This window comes from Limnohabitans sp. Jir72 (assembly GCF_003063575.1).
Classification (GTDB): Bacteria; Pseudomonadota; Gammaproteobacteria; order Burkholderiales; family Burkholderiaceae_C; genus Limnohabitans_A.
Window position 1 is genome coordinate 180,990 of record NZ_NESC01000001.1, and the last position, 18,058, is coordinate 199,047.

Consider the following 18,058-nt stretch of genomic DNA (forward strand, 5'->3'; position numbering starts at 1 on the left):
CTATGAAAAAAACCGGGCAACCCCCAAGGGTGCCCGGTTTTTTCATGTTGCTTGGCGTTTTTAAGCCGCAGCTTCCAGCAAGGACGACAGCTCCAGCCAACGCTCTTCCAGCGAGGCCACTTCATCGCTCAAGGACTTCAGGCGGCGGCCAGCTTCAGCGATTTCGGCGGGTGTAAGGGGTGTGCTCAACTGCGCTTCAAGCGCAGCTTTTTCTTTTTCGATCACAACAGTGCGCTGCTCGTTTTGTTCCAACTCTTTTTTGAGCGGACGGGTTTGCGCGGCCAATTGCTGGCGACGTTGCGCATCGAGCTTGCGTTGCTCTGCACTGCTGGCAGAAGGCTGCACAATCGGTAAAGCAGCCGCAGGCGCTGCCACTTTTGCGGGCACAGCGACTTCGGCAGGCACCGCCAAGGTGCTGCTGGCCGAGTCTTTGGCTGAATTTTTGGCCTCTTCGCGCAGGCGCTTGGATTCTTCCAGCAAGTACTTTTGATAATCGTCCAAGTCACCATCGAATGGATCGACCTTGCCTCGGCCCACCATCCAGAACTCATCGCACACGGCGCGCAACAAAGCGCGGTCGTGACTGACCAGCATGACGGTGCCTTCGAACTCGTTGAGCGCCATCGACAGCGCTTCGCGTGTGGCCAAGTCCAGGTGGTTGGTGGGCTCGTCCAGCAGCAAGAGGTTAGGGCGCTGCCACACGATCATGGCCAGCACCAGACGGGCTTTTTCGCCGCCGCTCATGGTGCCCACGGCCTGCTTGACCATGTCGCCTGAGAAGTTGAAGGTGCCCAGGTAGTTGCGCAGGTCTTGCTCTCGGCTGGGCTCGCCACTGCCCAGCTCTTTGGCCAAGCGGATCATGTGCTCCAGTGGGTTGTCGTTGGGGTGCAGCACATCCAGCTCTTGTTGGGCGAAGTAGCCAATGTTCAGGCCCTTGCCTTCGGTCAGCGTGCCCGCCAGCAGCGGCATGGTGCGGGCAATGGTCTTGACCAGCGTTGATTTGCCCTGGCCGTTCGCGCCCAAAATGCCGATGCGTTGCCCGGCCAGCACCGATTTGCTGACCCCTTGCAAGATGGCTTTGGGCGCATCGTCCACGGTGTAGCCAAAGCTCGCATCGCTGATGGCCAGCATCGGGTTGGGCAGGTTGTTGGGCTCTTTGAAACCAAAGGTGAATTCGGCGTCGGCCAGCAGAGGGGCCACTTTTTCCATGCGCTCCAGGGCCTTGACCCGGCTTTGGGCCTGCTTGGCTTTGCTGGCCTGGGCCTTGAAGCGGTTGATGAACTTTTGCAGGTGGGCAATTTTGTCTTGCTGCTTGGAAAACGAGGCTTGTTGCAATTCCATCTGCTGGGCACGCAGGATTTCAAAGCCGCTGTAGTTGCTGCCGTAACGGGTCAGTTTGGCGTGGTCGATGTGCAGCGTCACATCGGTCACCGCGTCCAAAAACTCCCGGTCGTGGCTGATCACGATCATGGTGCCCGCGTAGCGCTGCAGCCAAGCTTCCAGCCAGACCAAGGCATCCAAGTCCAAGTGGTTGGTGGGCTCGTCCAGGATCAGGATGTCGGACGGGCACATCAGTGCACGGGCCAGTTGCAAGCGCATGCGCCAGCCGCCCGAGAAGCTGTTGACCGGGTTGTTCAGTTCGTCCACCCGAAAGCCCAAGCCCAAAATCAAGGCTTCGGCGCGGGGCAGGGCGTCGTGGTCGCCCGCGTCGGCCAAGTCGGTGTAGACGTGCGCCATTTCCATGCCGTCGCCACTTTCTTCGGCCAGCACCAAGCGTTGGCGCAGCTCGGCCAGGCGCGTGTCGCCCTCCAGCACAAAATCAGATGCGGGCTGGTCGGTCTCGGGCATGTTCTGCGCCACTTGGGCCATGCGCCAGGCTTTTGGCATCTCGAAGTCGCCCCCGTCTTCATGCAGGGTGCCATTGAACAACGCAAACAAGGTGGATTTGCCCGCGCCATTGCGCCCGACCAAGCCGACTTTCTCCCCCGGGTTGAGGGTGACCGAGGCTTGGTCCAGCAGCACTTTGGTGCCGCGTCGAAGGGTGACGTTTTTGAGGTTGATCATGAAAAAGCAATGTCCGGAGGGATTCCGGTGGGGCAAGTTGTTTGTCATTCCCGCGCAGGCGGGAATTCAGGGCATTGGAGATATTGCTGTTTGCGCTGACATGGATCTCCGCGTGCGCGGGGATGACATTCAGTGGATGGCAGCGATTTCCGGTGGTGAGGCTCGAATTATCGGCGCTTAAGCAGGGCTTCCCGGGTGACCAGCAAAACCTGATCGTCGCCCGCACTCGTGTCGAGCCAGGTCGCTTCGAGTTCGGAAAAAGCCGCGATGAAGTGTTCTGCCTCGTTGCCGATCTCCAGCACCAGCACTGCATGTTCGCTCATGCATGCTGGTGCATCCTTGAACAACTGGCGCACAAAGTCCATGCCGTCTGTGCCACCGGCCAGCGCCAGTTCGGGCTCGGCGCGGTATTCGGCGGGCAGCGCGTCCATGCTGGCTTGGCACACATAAGGCGGGTTGCACAGGATCAGGTCAAACGGGCCGGGCAAGTTGCTCAAGCCGTCACTGTGCACCAGCGTCACGCGTTCTTGCAATTCATGACGCGCCACATTGATGGCGGCCACGGCCAGCGCATCGTCAGAAATGTCGGCCCCGGTGACTTGCACCTCGGGCCAGGCCAGCGCCGCCAACACGGCCAGGCTGCCGTTGCCGGTGCACAGGTCCAGTACTTGCTGAGTTTGCTCACTCAGCCAGGCGTCGATCGTGCCATCGGCCAACACCTCGGCGATCAGGCTGCGCGGCACAATGGCGCGCTCGTCGATGTAAAACGACACGCCTTGCAGCCAGGCTTCACGCGTGAGGTAGGCGGCGGGTTGACGGGTGGCGATGCGCTCTTCGATCAGAGCGGCGCATGAAGCTTGCTGTTCTGGTGTCACGGCTTGATCAGCCACATCATGGAGATCGGTGTCCAGCGGCAGGCCCAGACGCCAGAGCACCAGCCAGACGGCTTCGTCAAAGGCGTTGAGCGTACCGTGGCCAAAAGCCACCTCGGCGTTTTCCAGTCGGGCTGCTGATTGACCAATCAGCGCAGACAAAGTCATGGCGCTCATGCGGACAAGCCCAGGTTGAGTTGTTCCAGTGTGCGGCGGTAGATGTTTTTCAGTGGCGCGATGTCGGTCAAGGCCACATGTTCGTTGACCTTGTGGATGGTGGCGTTGGGCGGGCCGAATTCGATGACCTGCGGGCAGATCTGGGCGATGAAGCGGCCGTCGCTGGTGCCGCCGGTGGTGGACAGCTCGGTGCTGAGGCCTGTTTCGTCGGCAATGGCTTTTTGAATCGCCGCGACCAAGGTGCCGGGCGTGGTCAAAAACGGCAAGCCGCCGATGGTCCATTTCAAATCGTACTGCAGCCCATGTTGGTCGAGCACGGCGCTCAGGCGCTGCTGCAGGCTCTCGGGTGTGGATTCTGTGCAAAAGCGGAAGTTGAAGTCCACCACGCAGTCACCGGGGATCACATTGCTCGCGCCGGTGCCCGCGTGGATGTTGCTCACCTGCCAGCTGGTGGGCGGGAAAAAGGCATTGCCTTCGTCCCAGCGGATGGCCACCAGCTCCGCCAGCGCAGGTGCCAGGCGGTGGATGGGGTTGTCCGCCAGGTGCGGGTAGGCGATGTGGCCTTGCACGCCCTTCACGGTAAGTTTGCCGCTCATGGTGCCGCGTCGGCCGTTTTTGATCATGTCGCCGGTTTGTTGCACAGAGGTCGGTTCACCCACGATGCAAAACTGTGGTGCGTCGCCACGTTCTTTGAGCTTGTCGCAAACCACCACTGTGCCGTCGAGCGCCGGGCCTTCTTCGTCGCTGGTCAGCAAGAAGGCCAGCCCCAAAGCCGGGTTGGGGTTGGCTGCCAGAAATTCTTGCACCGCCACCACCATGGCTGCCAGCGAGGTTTTCATGTCGCTCGCGCCGCGCCCGAACAGTTTGCCGTCCTTGTGGGTGGGCGTGAAAGGGTCGCTGTCCCATTGCGTCAGCGGCCCGGTGGGCACCACGTCGGTATGACCGGCAAAAGCCAGCGTTTGGCCCGATGTGCCAGCGCGCTTGGCCCAGAGGTTGCGCACGCGAAAGGTCTCGGGGCCGGAGTCCACGAATTCGCAGTCAAAGCCCAGAGGCTTCAAAGCGTCGGCGATCACATCCATGCAGCCCGCATCGTCGGGCGTGACGGAGGGGCGTGCGATCAGCTGCTCAGCCAGGCGCAGGGTGTCGTGACAGGTGCTCATGGTCAAGGCTTGCTCGGGTGGGCACGCACAAAGCGGGCGATGCGCTCGGCCGCTTCCAGGCATTCGGCGGTTTCGGCCACCAAGGCCATGCGGATGCGGCCACGGCCAGGATTGAAGCCCTTGAACTCTCGCGCCAGATAGCTGCCCGGCAGCACGGTGACGTGTTCTTTTTCGTACAGCGCCTTGGCAAAGGCTGCGTCGTCGCCTTGCCAGCCGGCAGGCACACCGGCCCACAGGTAAAAGCTGGCGTCGGGCAGCTTCACGTCCAGCACTTCGGCCAGCACGGGTGTGACCTGGGCAAACTTGGTGCGGTACTGGTTGCGGTTGTCCACCACATGGCTTTCGTCGCCCCAGGCGGCGATGCTGGCGGCTTGCACCACCGGGCTCATGGCGCTGCCGTGGTAGGTGCGGTACAGCAAAAACTGTTGGATGATGGCCGCGTCTCCGGCGACAAAGCCGCTGCGCAGGCCAGGCACGTTGCTGCGCTTACTGAGGCTGGTGAAGGCGATCAGGCGTTTGAAATCGGTGCGGCCCAGCTGGTGGGCGGCTTCCAGACCGCTCAAGGGCGCTTCTTCTCGGAAATAAATCTCGCTGTAGCACTCGTCGGACGCGATCACAAAGCCGTGCTGGTCGGACAAGGCAAAGAGCTTGGCCCATTCCGTCAGCGGCATGACTGCGCCCGTGGGGTTGCCGGGCGAGCAAACAAACAACAGCTGTGTGCGTGCCCAGACATCGGCAGGCACGCTGTCCCAGTCGTTGGCAAAGTTGCGCGCCGGGTCGCTGGGCACGTAATACGGCTCTGCGCCAGACAGCAAGGCCGCGCCTTCGTAGATTTGATAAAAAGGGTTGGGGCTGACCACCGTGGCCCCGGGTCGGGTCGGGTCGATCACGGTTTGCGTCAGGGCAAACAGGGCTTCGCGCGAGCCGTTGACCGGCAACACTTGCGTGGCTGGGTCGAGCGTCAGGCTGTAACGGGTTTGCAGCCAGGCGGCACAAGCCTTGCGTAATGCAGGCTCGCCCGCTGTTGCCGGGTAGGCCGACAAGCCGTTGGCGACTGATGCCTTGAGCGCTTCCTGAATGAAGGCGGGCGTGGCGTGCTTGGGCTCGCCAATGCCTAAGCTGACGTGGCGCAGGGCTGGGTTGGGCGTGACGCTGGCAAACAGCTGTTTGAGCCGTTCAAAAGGGTAGGGCTGCAGCTTGGCAAGAAGGGGATTCATCCCTCGATTATCCCGGATCAAACGGGGTGCTGGCGCAGGATGTACAGAAAACCGCCACCACCTGCAAGCGGCAGGCATGACCTTTGCGCTGGTGACCACGCGCAGCGGCGGCAGGTCAGTGTCGAAACACCGCATCCTTTGGGGATCAACACATCCGCACGCATGGTGCGGCTCCTGCGACGCTGTGATTATTCCGCCTTCGCCCCCGACTCCTTGACGACCTTGGCCCATTTGGTGATTTCAACCGCTTGGTATCGGGCCAGTTCTTCGGGCGTGGACAGCACGGGGTCAAGGCCCAGGGTTTTCAGGCGGTCTTGAACTTCTGGCAGGCGAAAGACGCGGACGACTTCGGCGTTGAGTTTGTCGATGACCGGCTTGGGCACGTTGGCCGGTGCAAACATGGCAAACCAGGTGGTGGCCTCGAAGCCGGGCACAAATTCGGCCATGGTCGGCACATCGGGCGCGGCGGGGGAGCGTTTGGCGGTGGTTTGCGCCAAGGCGCGGATTTTGCCGTCACGAGCCATGGGCAGGGCCGAGGGCATGTTGTCAAACATCAGCTGGATGCTGCCGCCCACCAGGTCCGGGATGGCGAACTGACGGCCTTTGTAGGGCACGTGGGTCATGCTGGTGCCGGTCATGGATTTGAACAATTCGCCCGAAACGTGCACCGAGGTGCCGGTGCCAGGCGAGCCAAACGACAGTTTGTTGGGGTTGGCCTTCATGTATGCGATCAGCTCGGGCACGCTTTTGACGGGCAGGTCGTTGTTGACCACCAACAAGTTGGGGGCCGAGGCGACCATCGAGATGGGAGAGAAGTTCTTCACCATGTCGTAGGGCATCTTGTCGTAAAGCGCTCCGTTGATCGAGTGCGTGCCCACCGTGCCCATGACCAGGGTGTAGCCGTCGCCGGGGGATTTGGCCACGATGTCGGCACCGATGTTGCCGCCCGCGCCGGGTTTGTTGTCAATGATGACGGGTTGGCCCAGTTGGGCTTTTTCGCTGAAGAGCCGGGCCAGAATGTCGGGCGCGCCGCCGGGCGTGAAGGTCACGACCAAGCGGATGGGCTTGGCGGGGTAGGTCTGTGCCAGTGCGCTGGTGGCTTGGAGTGCCATGAGGCCGATCAGCAGGGCGCTGGACAGGGTTTGTGCGAGGGGGAATTTCATGCAAATGGCTCCTTTGTTGCCACTTTAGAGATTTGCATGCCAGCCCCTGATGGTGAAAACCCTTTGACAGCCTGTCGCAGCAACAAGCTTGCGCCGTTTTCAGATGTCTTCGAGCAGTGGGTAGGGCAAGGGTTGGCGTGTCAGCACCGGGCCTGTGGGGCTGAGGGCATTGAGTTGTCCGGGTGTGGTTTCGGCAATGGTTTGCATGGAGACGATGGCATCAAAGCCGCCTGTGGGGCAGGCCGCTCCAGCGACGACCATGCCGCAGGCTTGGTCTGTGTCGCTGGTGTGGAAGACTTCTTGTCCGCTTTGCAGCGGGGCATCGGCATGGACCAAGTAGGCGCGGCGTTTGAGGGTGCCTCTGAATTGACTGCGGGCCACGACTTCCTGGCCGGGGTAACAGCCTTTTTTGAAGTTGACGCCGCCGACCGATTCGTAGTTGAGCATTTGTGGCACGAAGGCTTCATAGACGGCTTGGCTGATCAAGGCGACGCCGCTCATGACCTCGGTCCATTGCCAGATTTCGGTGCTTATTTCGGTGCCCGCTGGTGTGGCAGGGCCCGTGGGTGCCACCCAAAGGGCCCGAGCGACTCGGGTGTCGCCCAACACCGCAGGGTACAGCGCCACGGTGAGTGCGCCATCGGTCGCAACCGTTTGCCAAGCCGCGGCGCCTGCCAGCACCGCTTGGGCGGTCTCGCCCAGCAGGCCGCGCAGTTGCCATTGCGCGGTGGCGTCGGTCATTTTGACTTTGGCGCGCAGTACAAACATGGACAGGCGTTTGAGTGTTTGGGCCAGCAAGTCTTGCGGCATGACCAGCAGCACAGTGTCGGGCGCGGTTTTGATGAGCACAAAACTGGCTTGCATGCGGCCTTTGGCCGAGCAAAAAGCGGCCAAGCGCGATTGGCCAACGGGCAGCAGCAAGACGTCGTTGCTCAGTTGGTTGTGCAAGAAGTTGGCGGCGTCTTCGCCCTGCGCCTGGATCACACCCAAGTTAGGCAAGGGGGCTTGGCCGTTGAGCTGGAGGGCCATGTCTTGGCTTGTTGGGGGTTTGTTTATTTGGGGCATGTTTTGTTCGTGTTGCCCCTATGGGGCGGGCGATGCCTGAATTATGATCAAGCCGAGTTGGGTTCGGTCTGGTGTGGCCATTTTTACGGGCATTTTTGAAGGCTTCGGGTGATCAAAAGTTTGTTCAAAGTGGTGGGGGTGTTGTTGTCGCTGGCCGGCACCTTGGCGGCGGCGGCTTTTTTTTGGCTGCACCAGCCCATGGGCTCTCGCGTGGCAGGGACACCTGCAGATGCGGTGTTTGACTTGTCGATAGAGCCCGGCACTTCGCCCAAAGCCATGGCCCAGTTGGCTGTGGACGCCGGTGCCGATGTGCCGCCCATGGCTTTGTATGCCTGGTTCCGAGTGTCGGGCCAGTCACGCCAGATGCGGGCGGGCAGTTACGAGTTCAATGCACAGACCACGCCGATTCGCCTCTTGGCCATGCTGGTGCGGGGCGAAGAAAGCCTTCGCACCCTGACGCTGGTGGAGGGCTGGAACATCCGTCAGCTGCGCCAGGCCTTGGCCCGGGCCGATCAGCTCAAAGCCGACAGCCAGTCCATGGACGATGAGGCCTTGATGGCGCAATTGGGTCGGCCTGGGGTACACCCTGAGGGCCGGTTTTTCCCGGACACCTACAGCTACGCCAAAGGCTCGAGCGATCTGGCAGTGCTCAAGCGGGCGATGAAGGCGATGGACAGGCAGTTGGACAAGGTCTGGCAAATCCGCTTCCCCCTTACGGCGGTCAAGTCGCCCGAAGCGGCTTTGATTTTGGCCAGCATTGTCGAGAAGGAAACTGGCAAGGCCTCGGACCGGCCGCAGATTTCGGGGGTGTTCAACAACCGCTTGCGCATCGGCATGATGCTGCAGACCGACCCTACTGTGATTTATGGCTTGGGGGCTTCGTTTGACGGCAATTTGCGCCGCAGCGATTTGCGCTACGACACCCCTTACAACACCTATGCGCGCGCTGGCTTGCCGCCCACGCCGATTGCCATGCCGGGCAAGGCGTCTTTGTTGGCCGCTGTTCAGCCGGCCGATACGCGTGCGCTGTATTTCGTGGCCAAGGGCGATGGCAGCAGCCATTTCAGCGCCACGCTGGACGAGCACAACCGCGCGGTCAACCGGTTCCAGCGGGGGCAGAAGTAACCGGTGTTGACAAGACCCTATCGCAGTCTGTGACCGCTCCCACGGGGGGTCGGCACCTGCGACAATCGACAATTCACTTCACATCTCTATGACACGCGGCACATTCATCAGTTTTGAGGGCATCGACGGTGCGGGCAAGTCCACGCACGTGGCGTCCGTGGCCGCGTTCTTCCGCCAGGCGGGGAGGGCGGTGGTGCTCACCCGCGAGCCCGGTGGCACGACTTTGTCTGAGAAGCTGCGCGAGCTGGTCTTGCATGAGCCCATGGACGCGCTGACCGAGGCGCTGTTGATGTTTGCCGCACGCCGTGAGCATTTGGTGCAGGTGATTGAGCCTGCGTTAGCCCGGGGCGATGTGGTGCTGTGCGACCGTTTTACCGACGCCACCTTTGCCTACCAAGGCGGCGGGCGTGGCTTTGACTGGCAGGTGCTGGTCCAGCTGGAGCGCAGGGTGCAGGCCTTGCCCGATGGCAGCTTGCGCCAACCCGACCTGACCGTGTGGTTTGATCTGGACCCGCTGATTGCGGCCGAGCGCTTGGCTTCGGCCCGGGTGCCAGACAAATTTGAGTCTCAACCGGTCGATTTTTTTGCCGCTGTGCGTGCCGGTTATGCCCGTCGGCAAGCCGAGATGCCCGAGCGTTTTGCCCGCATTGACGCCGCACAGACCCGCGAGGCGGTGGGTGCCGATGTGGCCCGTGTGGTGACGCCCTGGTTGCAGCGGAGTGCCGCATGAGAGTCGTGGTGAACGCGCCCTGGATTGCCCGACAGGCCACCGATTTGTTGGCTCAGCGCGGCCATGCTTGGTTGTTGCAAGGGCCCTCGGGTTTGGGCCAGTACGAATTGGCGCTGGCGATGGTCTCGGCTTGGTTGTGCGAACAGCCCAGCGCCCATGGCGCTTGTGGCGATTGCCCCAGCTGCCACGCGATTGCGGTGCGCGCCCATGCCGACTTGGCGGTGCTGATGCCCGAGACGGTGATGCTTGAGCTGGGCTGGCCTTTGTCGGAAAAGGCCCAGGACGAGATCGACAAGAAAGCCCGCAAGCCGAGCAAAGAGATCCGAGTGGACGCGATGCGTGAGGCGGTGGAGTTTTCACAACGCACCAATGCGCGTGGACGCGGCAAGGCGGTGCTGGTGTTTCCGGCCGAGCGCATGAACACGATCACCGCCAATGCTTTGCTCAAGACGCTGGAGGAGCCGCCCGGCGATGTGCGTTTTGTGCTGGCCACCGAGGCCAGCCATTTGTTGCTGCCCACCATCCGCAGCCGCTGCTTGGCCCACACCATGAAGTGGCCCGAGGCAGATGAGGCCATGACCTGGTTGACCGAGCAGGGCGTGCCTGCCGATGTGGCGCAGGCTTTGCTGCGCAGTGCGGGCGGCCGCCCCACCGATGTGCTGCGCCAGGCCGAGGCCGGCTTGTCGCCCGACTGGTGGGCGGCGCTGCCCAAGGCCATGCGTCAAGGCGATGCCCGGCATTTGTCGGATTTGAGCCCCGCGCAAGCCATCGATGCTTTGCAAAAGCTTTGCCACGACTTGGTGTTGCGCCAGTCGGGCGCTGCGCCGCGCTTTTTTGACGTGGCCCAATTGCCGCCGAGCCAAGCGTCGGTGGTGGTACTGACCGATTGGTTCAAGCGGCTGATGCAATCGGCCCGCACGGCCGAACACCCTTTCAATGGCGGTCTGATGCTCGAAGCGCTGACCGCCGATGCCCAACAAACCCTGATGTCCAAGGGCTGAACCATGTACACCGATTCCCATTGCCACCTGAATTTCCCCGAGCTGATGAGTCAGCTCGACAGCATCCAGCAGGCCATGCAGGCTGCCCAGGTGACCCGCGCACTTGTCATCTGCACCACGATGGAAAAATTCAACGAAGTGCATGATCTGGCGCTTGCCCACGACAACATGTGGGCGACTGTGGGTGTGCACCCCGACAACGAAGGGGTGCTTGAACCCAGCTTGCAAGACCTGCTGGACGGCGCGGCGCGCCCCAAAGTGGTGGCGATTGGTGAGACCGGCCTGGATTACTACCAAATGGATGAACGCAAGGGCGGTCGCACTGTGGCCGATATGGAGTGGCAACGCGAGCGTTTTCGCACGCACATTCGGGCGGCGCGCCAAACGGCATTGCCCTTGGTGATCCACACGCGCCAGGCATCGGATGACACCATTGCAATCCTGAAAGAAGAGGGCGAGACTGGGGGGGCGGGGAGCGCGGGAGGCGTGTTCCACTGCTTCACCGAAAGCCAGCAGGTGGCTCGGGCAGCGCTGGACCTGGGTTTTTACATCTCGTTTTCTGGCATCTTGACCTTCAAGACGGCCGCCGATTTGCGTGAGGTGGCCAAGTTCGTGCCCGATGACCGTTTGTTGATCGAGACCGACAGCCCGTATTTGGCACCTGTGCCACACCGGGGTAAGCTGAACAACCCTTCTTATGTGCCCTTTGTGGCGCAGCAATTGGCCGAGCTTCGTGGCTCTACCGCTGAGCGCATAGGGGCTTTGACCAGCGCCAATTTTGACCGACTGTTTTCACGCGTGATCGCCTCCTGAATCGATGTTTAACTTTAATTTTCTTAAAAAGTCCATTGTTTTTTCTGGGTTTTTATTTCAAATACTCTTTTCTCATGCGGGTTCTTACGACGACTTTTTCAAAGCCGTGAAGCTCGATGATTTGCAGGCCGTTCAGGCTTTGCTCCAGCGTGGTTTTGATCCCAACACCTTGGATGAGCGCGGTCAGTCGGCTTTGGTGCTGGCACTTCAAGCGCCATCGCCCAAGGTGGCCGAAGCTTTGATCCGGCTTGCCCAAACCCAAATTGAACTGCGAAATGACAAGGACGAAAGCCCTTTGATGTTGGCCGCACTGCGCGGTCAAAAGAGCCTTGTTGAGCTGCTGATCTGGCGCGATGCAGATGTGAACAAAACCGGCTGGACGCCTTTGCATTACGCTGCCAGCGGTGGCCATGCTGGGATAGCCCAGTTGTTGTTGGACCACAGCGCCTACATCGATGCAGAATCACCCAACGGCACCACGCCCTTGATGATGGCGGCCATGTACGGCACGCCGGAGGTGGTCCAGTTGCTCTTGGCACAAGGGGCCGACCGTGACCTCAAAAACCTGCTTGGCATGACAGCACTGGACTTTGCCAAGCAAGCCAGCCGCAAAGACGCAATGCTGTTGTTGAGTGCGCCTGCGAACTTGTCCAATCCGACCACGGGGATTTCCTCTGTACCGCCCAAGCGGTGAGCACACTTGGGCCATTTCCAGATGGCGCAGCACTGTATTTGCTTGCTCAAGCTGCCACTTTGGATTCGCACGATGTATATTATGTTAAGTTACTAATGGGGACTCAAACGTCGCACCGGGATCGGTTGGTGAATCACGCAGTCATGGACTGCCAGCGCATGAAATGCGCGTGAGCGCACCGACATCGCTGCATTGAAAAAATACCCTTGTACTTGTTCACAAAGATCTGTGATGACACAGCTTGGGACAGCACAAGGAGATTTGGAAATGAAAAATACAAACAGCATCATTGCGGCACTGTTAGCGGTGACTCAAGCTTGTTGGATGCTGGAGCCCGCAGGGGCTCAATCTGCCGAGCACGGCCGATACGAAAACAGTCAAAAAGACATGCATGCCGATCGACAACTGGAATTGCGCAAGGAACACCAGCAAGGCAGACCCCGCACACAACCCGGAGCAAATCATGCAGATGGTCCGCATGAAGGCATGCGTTCGCCAACCTACAACGGCCCTGTGCAGATCGGCACATATTTCCGGGAGCACCACCGTGAAGCGGCTCGTGAATATTACGAACGGCCGGAAAATAGGGGCTTTTGCCCGCCTGGATTGGCCAAAAAAGGCAATGGCTGCATGCCGCCAGGTCAGGCAAAAATATGGCGACGCGGCTATCCACTGCCAGCGGGCGTGGTCTATTACGAGGTACCTCGTTCGGTTGCGCTCAGCCTGGGTATGGCACCCCCAGGTTACAGGTATGTGCGGGTTGCTTCCGATATTTTGCTGATCACGGCAGGCTCCAGCATGGTGGTGGATGCCATCGAAGATCTGGTGCATTGACCAATGCCTCGGGCACACGGTAACCAAATCGGACTTAAATGTGGCCCCAAACCATCAGCGCATCACGACCTTCGGTGACCAAATCCACCTTGGCCCCAACGGGCAGCAGCACCTTGGTCTGTACATGGCCAAAAGGCAAACCGGTGAGCACGGGGGCCTTGATCTGGCTGCGCAACCAGTCGACGACAGTGGCCAGCTTGAAGCCCTTGTCGTGGGCAGGCACCAGCTTGTAGTTGGTGAATTGGCCAATCAGCACCGCTTTTTGTTGGGTCAGTACACCCGCGTGCAGCAGCTGCGTCAGCATGCGCTCGATGCGGTAAGGGTGCTCGCCTACGTCTTCAAGAAAGAGCACGCCACCTTTGACATGCGGAAAGTACGGCGTACCCAGCAGCGATGTCAGCACGGTCAGGTTGCCACCCCACAGCGTCGCGTCTTTCACCAGCACGCGGCGCTCGGCCTCAAGCTTGGGCAGTTGCCAACCTGTGCCCTCGCCCTGCTCCAGCAGCAGGTCGTCAAAACAGGCTTGCATGATGTCGTCGGGATCTTGGCTTGGACCAAAGTCTTCGCCCAATGCAGGTCCTTGCCAGCTGATGCGTCCGGTCTTGGCATACACCGCTTGGTTAAGGGCTGTGAAGTCACTCAGACCGACAAACTGCGTGCCGCCGTCGATGGCTTTGGCAATGGCTTTGTAGGGCAAGGCAGGCAGGATGCGCGTGAGGCCGTAACCGCCGCGCGAGATCATCGCCACATCGGCCCCGCTGACTGCGGCACGATGGATGGCGGCGATGCGTGTGGCGTCGTCGCCCGCAAAGCGCATGTGGCTGTCCAAAGCGGTTTCGTCCACCTCGACTTCATGGCCTTGGGCTTGCAGGCGCTTCACGCCACGGCGAAAAGCGGCTTTGTCGCGCACCGCGCTGGAGGGGGAAAAAATGTAAATGTGGGCCATGTTTTTGAGTTGAATGGTGATGCAGTCGGAACCCACCCCGTGGGCGATGCCATTGTTGTTAGAACCCACCCCGTGGGCGATGCCATTGTTGTTGGAGCCCACCCCGTGGGCGATGGCATGCTGTGGCAGTGTGCCCAAAATCGCCCACAGGGGTGGGCTCCTGCAGGGAGAAAAAAAAACACTTGCATCAAGGCCTGAAGTGTCGCACAGCCGCCTCGGCGATCGCCCTGCCCTGCTCCTGAACAAAATGGCCCGCATCGGGCAGCAGCATGGGCTCGGGACAGCCCTTGATTTGGGTTTGCAAATGTCGCATCACCGGCTCGCCCAGCACCGGGTCTTGCTGGCCAATGGCCATGAAACTCTGGCCTGGCCAAGCGTTGCGCCAAAAGTCCCGAGCTTGCCGCGAAATGGCCGCGCCGGGCGAATCGGCAAACTCCGGCACCATGGGCGGAAAGGCCCTGAGCGCGGCGCGGAAACCTTTGTCCGAGAACGGTGCGTTGTAGGCGGCCGTCTCTGCAGGCGTCATGCTGCGGTTGCCGCGTGCAAACAACTTGCCCACATCGAACAGCGTTTGGCTTTGGCACCAATTGCGCCAAGCCAAAAAGCCGTCGCTCAGCGGCTGCTCGCCCGTGGCCAGCGTGGTGTTCATGACCAGCAAGCCCTTGTAACGCTCAGGCGCGGCCATGGGCAAAGTCAGGCCCAAAATGCCGCCCCAGTCCTGCACCACCAGCACCACGCGCTGCAAATCGAGCCGCTCGATCAAATCGAGCAAGGACTGGCGATGGGTTACAAACTGGTGAAAACTGTCCTTCTTGGGCTTGTCGCTCTTGCCAAAACCGATCAGATCGGGCGCGACCACGCGGTGCCCCGCCGCCAGCCAGACCGGGATCATCTTGCGATACAGGTAGCTCCAGGCCGGGTTGCCGTGCAGGCAAAGCCAGGTCAATGGCGCATTCCCATCGCCCTCGTCCAGGTAATGCATGCGCAAGCCCGAGATGCTGGGCAGGTCGTTCACGTAGCGCGGCGGCCAGGGGTAATCGGGCAAATCGGCAAAGGCTGCTTCGGGCGTGCGCAGCGCGTCTTCGCGCACCGGGGCGGCATTCACACGCCGGGGTTTGAAAAAGTCTTTCAGCAATTGCCCGCACTCGTCGGCCAGCACGCCACCTGTGACCTGCGTCTGGTGGTTCAACTGCGTGTGCCCAAACAGGTTGAGCACCGAACCCGCCACCCCAGTGCGCGGATCAGCTGCGCCAAACACCACCCGGTCCACCCGCGCATGCAGCATGGCACCGCTGCACATGGCGCAGGGCTCCAAGGTCACATACAGGGTGCAGCCGTCCAGCCGGTAATTGCCCAGCAAACGGGCCGCTTCGCGCAGCGCCACCACCTCGGCGTGCGCCGTTGGGTCGTGGCTGGCGATCGGGGCGTTGCGGCCGGTGGCGATCACCCGGCCGTCCTTGACCACCACCGCGCCCACCGGCACCTCGCCCGCTGCGGCGGCTTCGCGGGCCTGCTCCAGCGCCAGGCCCATCCAGTGTTCGTCGGAATGGCTCACACCAGCCCCAATTTTTTCATCCAGCCTGCCAAGGCTTGTTCTTGTTCGCCGCCTTGCGCGTAAGCGGCATGCATGGCCGCATGGGCTTCGGGCCGGTGCTGGTTGAGCTTGACGGCGCATTGCAAGCTGACGATGCGCAGCTCAAAGGCCTGGATCGCGTTCAGCATCTTGACGGTGTAGTCCTCAGGCAAGCTGCGCCATTGCGCCGCATAGGCCGGTTCATGGTCAGAGATCAGTTGTTTGAGCAACGCGTCTTTGGCTTCTTCGCCTTCAAGCAAGCGCGCCTGCACGCGGGCTTGTACGGCCAGATAAGTCCAGGTCGGTACGCGCTGCTGGTCGGTATACACCTGGGGCGACATATAGGCCTGTGGGCCCATGAAACTGGCCAAAGCCTCAGGGCGCTCCGTCAGGTAACGGGCCAAGGGATTGCCCCTGGCGCAATGCCCCAACAAGCGAACGGGCTGAGCACCCTCCTCTTCCAATTTGAGGGGCAGGTGCGTGACAAACGGAAAGCCCGTGTCGTCCGTCGTGATCAAACTGGCAAAAGGATGCCCGCGCATGATCGCGCAGGCATGCTCAGGCTTGTCAAACTGTTGGGGCAAATACATGGCTCAGCCTTTGACCATGCAAAAGGCTGCCAACGCGACGGCTTTGTCCAGATCGTTCGTGCCCACGCAGGTGTAAGCCATCATTCGCGTCTCCTTTTTCTAAAAGCCCCGAATGTACACTGGCCCATTGCTCTGAAATGGCCGCTCAAGGGACAGCCAGCCAGCCCAATCCTTTCGCATGCAGGCTCTGAATGTAGAGACGATCGGCCGTCTCGGTCACACCCGTGCTTTCGGGGTACTTGCCGCTGGGGTCTTGCAGGTCACGCACCACTTGGCCGTCTTCCGTGAAAGCCATCACATGGCCATAAGCCTTGGGGATCGGCCACAGGGCTCGGGGCAAGCGCAGTGTGACCTTGCGCATGAAAGGCTTGTCCGCCAGTTTGTCGATGGTCGGGTTGCGCGGCTTGGCAAAGCCCAGCCAGATCTTGCCATCGCGACCGCGCATGAGGTTGTCGGGATAACCTGGCAAGTTGTCAAACAGCACGCGGGCCTGTTCGCCGCCTTGCCTGACGTCCAGCCCTCGGGCTTTGACGTCGATTTTCCAGACACGGTACTTGCCGGTCTCGTTCACAAAGAGGTGCTTTTCATCTTGGCTCAGCGCCACACCGTTGGCAAAACTCAGGCCTTGGGCCACCACGCGGGTTTGACCATTGGCGGGGTCAAACTCCAGAACGCGCCCTGTGGCAGATTGCTCCAGAATATCGAGCACACTGGCCTCGAACGTGCCGCCCCAGTCCTTGGGGGCAAATCGAGTGGAGGCGTCGCTCAGGTACATCTTGCCGTTTTGCGCGACCACCACGGCATCGGCGTAGCGAATCGGGTCAGGCTTTCCCCCCACGCTCACTTGATCGGTGAGCAGTTTGATCGATTTATCGGGGGCAATCGAGAGCAGGCCCTTGACGGCGTCCGCTGCGATCAGGTGCCCCTGAGCATCAAAGTCAAAACCCAAGACCCTGCCGCCTGTTTGCGCAAACACTTCTTGCTGGCTGCCGTCAGGCTGCATGCGCAAAATACGGCCACTCTCCACCGTGGTGTAGAGCTTGCCGTCCGGTCCGATGGCGATGTGTTCCGGCCCGGTTTCGACACCCAAATCAATCATGCTGAGTTGGGCCAATTTGTCGTTGACGGCGTGCGGCCCGGCGTAGCCTGGCGCAACAGGGGCCACCCAGCTCACAGGCTCAATCGGAATAGGCCACAAGCAAAAATATGCCAAACCTGCCAGGACCAGTCCACCCAAAACGCCAAACAGCTTTTTCATCATGACTCCATCATGAGCCCCGATCAGGGCACCTGTGAGCATTGAAACAGCTTCAAGCCTGAGTGGCCTCAGAGCAAACCCTTGAAACCAAGCATGACGGCCTTCCAACTCACACAGGTGGTGGCCGGCATGTTCAAACTGAATCTCAAGAGATCAAGCGCTCAAGCCAACTGTCAGCATTGGCTACCAACAGCGGCTGAGTTCATTGACTTACAGTCAAACTTCGCGTAAAATTTTCACAGTTTCATTGATTTTGTTAATTTTATTGGATAGTTATGTCAAAAATTCGCCGTAAATTGAGTCTTATCCTCGGACTTGCTGCTGCTTCATTTGCCGGTTTGGCTATGGCAGCAAAAGGTAGTCCATCATTGATGAGTGATGCTGATCTTGACAAAATCAATGGTGCCGGTGGGGGCACCATTGGAGGCCGTCCGGACTCTAATGACCAGCGCAGACCTAGCGAAAAGAAGCATCGTTGATGCATATCTCCATGCAGCGCTTGGCTTTTTGGCTGTAATTTTTTTGATTACTCAAATCTTATAGCTGGATGTAAACCTTTCCACTTCAAGTCAGACAACCCTCAATCTTTGAGAGATCTGTGCTGGTTAAAAAATTACTTAGAGTGCTTTGACTATCAAGTTATGTGCATTCAAGTTCACATACCTAATGTGAATGCTTGGCCTGTCCTCCAAACGTTCACAAGGCTTGGCATGAGTGCCCGGGTTCCGACAAAGCCAATCGGAATTATTTAATAAACGCCATAAAATCGGCCTGCA

The 18,058-nt window shown here is 60.2% G+C and carries 18 protein-coding genes; 8 read left to right on the forward strand and 10 right to left on the reverse strand.

All coding sequences use genetic code 11. The features are described 5' to 3' along the window. Positions 1–60 precede the first annotated feature (60 nt). The gene (locus B9Z52_RS00715; RefSeq protein ID WP_108411952.1) at positions 61–2,064 is read right to left on the reverse strand and encodes an ABC-F family ATP-binding cassette domain-containing protein; all 2,004 of its coding nucleotides are present in this window, start codon (positions 2,062–2,064) and stop codon (positions 61–63) included. Here B9Z52_RS00715 and B9Z52_RS00720 point away from each other — a divergent pair. Next, positions 2,063–2,245, forward strand: a complete 183-nt coding sequence (locus B9Z52_RS00720; RefSeq protein WP_108411953.1) for a hypothetical protein — start codon at positions 2,063–2,065, stop codon at positions 2,243–2,245. The two genes, B9Z52_RS00715 and B9Z52_RS00720, sit on opposite strands and share 2 nt — an antisense overlap. Here B9Z52_RS00720 and prmB read toward each other — a convergent pair. From prmB to B9Z52_RS00745, 5 genes are all read right to left on the reverse strand, one after another. Continuing rightward, complete coding sequence (gene prmB, locus B9Z52_RS00725) at positions 2,232–3,113, reverse strand: 50S ribosomal protein L3 N(5)-glutamine methyltransferase (RefSeq protein WP_108411954.1); 882 nt, start codon at positions 3,111–3,113, stop codon at positions 2,232–2,234. The genes B9Z52_RS00720 and prmB overlap by 14 nt on opposite strands. Continuing rightward, the gene (gene dapE / locus B9Z52_RS00730; protein ID WP_108411955.1) at positions 3,110–4,273 is read right to left on the reverse strand and encodes a succinyl-diaminopimelate desuccinylase; all 1,164 of its coding nucleotides are present in this window, start codon (positions 4,271–4,273) and stop codon (positions 3,110–3,112) included. The genes prmB and dapE overlap by 4 nt, the downstream gene beginning before the upstream one ends. Positions 4,274–4,275: 2 nt before the next feature. Then, the gene (gene dapC / locus B9Z52_RS00735; protein WP_108411956.1) at positions 4,276–5,490 is read right to left on the reverse strand and encodes a succinyldiaminopimelate transaminase; all 1,215 of its coding nucleotides are present in this window, start codon (positions 5,488–5,490) and stop codon (positions 4,276–4,278) included. 188 nt (positions 5,491–5,678) lie between these two features. Next, positions 5,679–6,653, reverse strand: a complete 975-nt coding sequence (locus B9Z52_RS00740; RefSeq protein ID WP_108411957.1) for a tripartite tricarboxylate transporter substrate binding protein — start codon at positions 6,651–6,653, stop codon at positions 5,679–5,681. Positions 6,654–6,752: 99 nt separating this feature from the next. Beyond that, on the reverse strand, positions 6,753–7,682 hold the full coding sequence (locus B9Z52_RS00745; protein ID WP_108411958.1) for a folate-binding protein YgfZ: 930 nt from the start codon (positions 7,680–7,682) through the stop codon (positions 6,753–6,755). 147 nt (positions 7,683–7,829) lie between these two features. On the opposite strand from B9Z52_RS00745, the gene mltG reads away from it, so the two are divergent. From mltG to B9Z52_RS00775, 6 genes are all read left to right on the forward strand, one after another. Beyond that, on the forward strand, positions 7,830–8,843 hold the full coding sequence (gene mltG, locus B9Z52_RS00750) for an endolytic transglycosylase MltG (protein WP_233251785.1): 1,014 nt from the start codon (positions 7,830–7,832) through the stop codon (positions 8,841–8,843). Positions 8,844–8,931: 88 nt separating this feature from the next. Further along, the gene (gene tmk, locus B9Z52_RS00755; protein WP_108411959.1) at positions 8,932–9,573 is read left to right on the forward strand and encodes a dTMP kinase; all 642 of its coding nucleotides are present in this window, start codon (positions 8,932–8,934) and stop codon (positions 9,571–9,573) included. Continuing rightward, positions 9,570–10,574: a DNA polymerase III subunit delta' gene (locus tag B9Z52_RS00760; protein ID WP_108411960.1), complete on the forward strand. Its 1,005-nt coding sequence runs from the start codon at positions 9,570–9,572 to the stop codon at positions 10,572–10,574. The genes tmk and B9Z52_RS00760 overlap by 4 nt, the downstream gene beginning before the upstream one ends. Positions 10,575–10,577: 3 nt before the next feature. Then, positions 10,578–11,387, forward strand: a complete 810-nt coding sequence (locus tag B9Z52_RS00765; protein WP_108411961.1) for a TatD family hydrolase — start codon at positions 10,578–10,580, stop codon at positions 11,385–11,387. Positions 11,388–11,493: 106 nt separating this feature from the next. Then, positions 11,494–12,081, forward strand: coding sequence for an ankyrin repeat domain-containing protein (locus B9Z52_RS00770; RefSeq protein ID WP_369907777.1), 588 nt, complete (start codon positions 11,494–11,496; stop codon positions 12,079–12,081). A gap of 267 nt (positions 12,082–12,348) precedes the next feature. Next, positions 12,349–12,915, forward strand: a complete 567-nt coding sequence (locus B9Z52_RS00775; RefSeq protein ID WP_108411963.1) for a hypothetical protein — start codon at positions 12,349–12,351, stop codon at positions 12,913–12,915. A 34-nt stretch (positions 12,916–12,949) separates the two neighbouring features. Here the strand turns inward: B9Z52_RS00775 and B9Z52_RS00780 are convergent, their stop codons facing one another. The 4 genes from B9Z52_RS00780 to B9Z52_RS00795 all read right to left on the reverse strand — a co-directional run bounded on the left by B9Z52_RS00780 (position 12,950) and on the right by B9Z52_RS00795 (position 17,285). Further along, positions 12,950–13,861 carry an LD-carboxypeptidase gene (locus B9Z52_RS00780; RefSeq protein WP_108412324.1) on the reverse strand — a complete coding sequence of 304 codons (912 nt, stop codon included), beginning with the start codon at positions 13,859–13,861 and terminating at the stop codon, positions 12,950–12,952. A gap of 187 nt (positions 13,862–14,048) precedes the next feature. Further along, positions 14,049–15,416 carry a tRNA adenosine(34) deaminase TadA gene (tadA, locus tag B9Z52_RS00785; protein ID WP_255417783.1) on the reverse strand — a complete coding sequence of 456 codons (1,368 nt, stop codon included), beginning with the start codon at positions 15,414–15,416 and terminating at the stop codon, positions 14,049–14,051. After that, positions 15,413–16,024, reverse strand: a complete 612-nt coding sequence (locus B9Z52_RS00790) for an FMN-binding negative transcriptional regulator (RefSeq protein ID WP_108411965.1) — start codon at positions 16,022–16,024, stop codon at positions 15,413–15,415. The genes tadA and B9Z52_RS00790 overlap by 4 nt, the downstream gene beginning before the upstream one ends. Positions 16,025–16,169: 145 nt before the next feature. Beyond that, on the reverse strand, positions 16,170–17,285 hold the full coding sequence (locus B9Z52_RS00795) for an SMP-30/gluconolactonase/LRE family protein (protein ID WP_108412325.1): 1,116 nt from the start codon (positions 17,283–17,285) through the stop codon (positions 16,170–16,172). Between the two features lie 272 nt (positions 17,286–17,557). Here B9Z52_RS00795 and B9Z52_RS17545 point away from each other — a divergent pair, with 272 nt between their 5' ends. Next, positions 17,558–17,761, forward strand: a complete 204-nt coding sequence (locus tag B9Z52_RS17545) for a hypothetical protein (RefSeq protein ID WP_146182750.1) — start codon at positions 17,558–17,560, stop codon at positions 17,759–17,761. The last annotated feature ends 297 nt before the right edge of the window (positions 17,762–18,058 follow it).

Excerpts from the sequence above, each read along its gene's own strand:
- B9Z52_RS00720 (WP_108411953.1), top strand. The coding sequence starts at position 2,063 with ATGAAAAAGCAATGTCCGGAGGGATTCCGGTGGGGCAAGTTGTTTGTC.
- B9Z52_RS00715 (WP_108411952.1), bottom strand. The coding sequence starts at position 2,064 with ATGATCAACCTCAAAAACGTCACCCTTCGACGCGGCACCAAAGTGCTG.
- prmB (WP_108411954.1), bottom strand. The coding sequence starts at position 3,113 with ATGAGCGCCATGACTTTGTCTGCGCTGATTGGTCAATCAGCAGCCCGA.
- dapE (WP_108411955.1), bottom strand. The coding sequence starts at position 4,273 with ATGAGCACCTGTCACGACACCCTGCGCCTGGCTGAGCAGCTGATCGCA.
- dapC (WP_108411956.1), bottom strand. The coding sequence starts at position 5,490 with ATGAATCCCCTTCTTGCCAAGCTGCAGCCCTACCCTTTTGAACGGCTC.
- B9Z52_RS00740 (WP_108411957.1), bottom strand. The coding sequence starts at position 6,653 with ATGAAATTCCCCCTCGCACAAACCCTGTCCAGCGCCCTGCTGATCGGC.
- B9Z52_RS00745 (WP_108411958.1), bottom strand. The coding sequence starts at position 7,682 with ATGGCCCTCCAGCTCAACGGCCAAGCCCCCTTGCCTAACTTGGGTGTG.
- tmk (WP_108411959.1), top strand. The coding sequence starts at position 8,932 with ATGACACGCGGCACATTCATCAGTTTTGAGGGCATCGACGGTGCGGGC.
- B9Z52_RS00760 (WP_108411960.1), top strand. The coding sequence starts at position 9,570 with ATGAGAGTCGTGGTGAACGCGCCCTGGATTGCCCGACAGGCCACCGAT.
- B9Z52_RS00765 (WP_108411961.1), top strand. The coding sequence starts at position 10,578 with ATGTACACCGATTCCCATTGCCACCTGAATTTCCCCGAGCTGATGAGT.
- B9Z52_RS00775 (WP_108411963.1), top strand. The coding sequence starts at position 12,349 with ATGAAAAATACAAACAGCATCATTGCGGCACTGTTAGCGGTGACTCAA.
- B9Z52_RS00780 (WP_108412324.1), bottom strand. The coding sequence starts at position 13,861 with ATGGCCCACATTTACATTTTTTCCCCCTCCAGCGCGGTGCGCGACAAA.
- B9Z52_RS00790 (WP_108411965.1), bottom strand. The coding sequence starts at position 16,024 with ATGTATTTGCCCCAACAGTTTGACAAGCCTGAGCATGCCTGCGCGATC.
- B9Z52_RS00795 (WP_108412325.1), bottom strand. The coding sequence starts at position 17,285 with ATGATGAAAAAGCTGTTTGGCGTTTTGGGTGGACTGGTCCTGGCAGGT.
- B9Z52_RS17545 (WP_146182750.1), top strand. The coding sequence starts at position 17,558 with ATGTCAAAAATTCGCCGTAAATTGAGTCTTATCCTCGGACTTGCTGCT.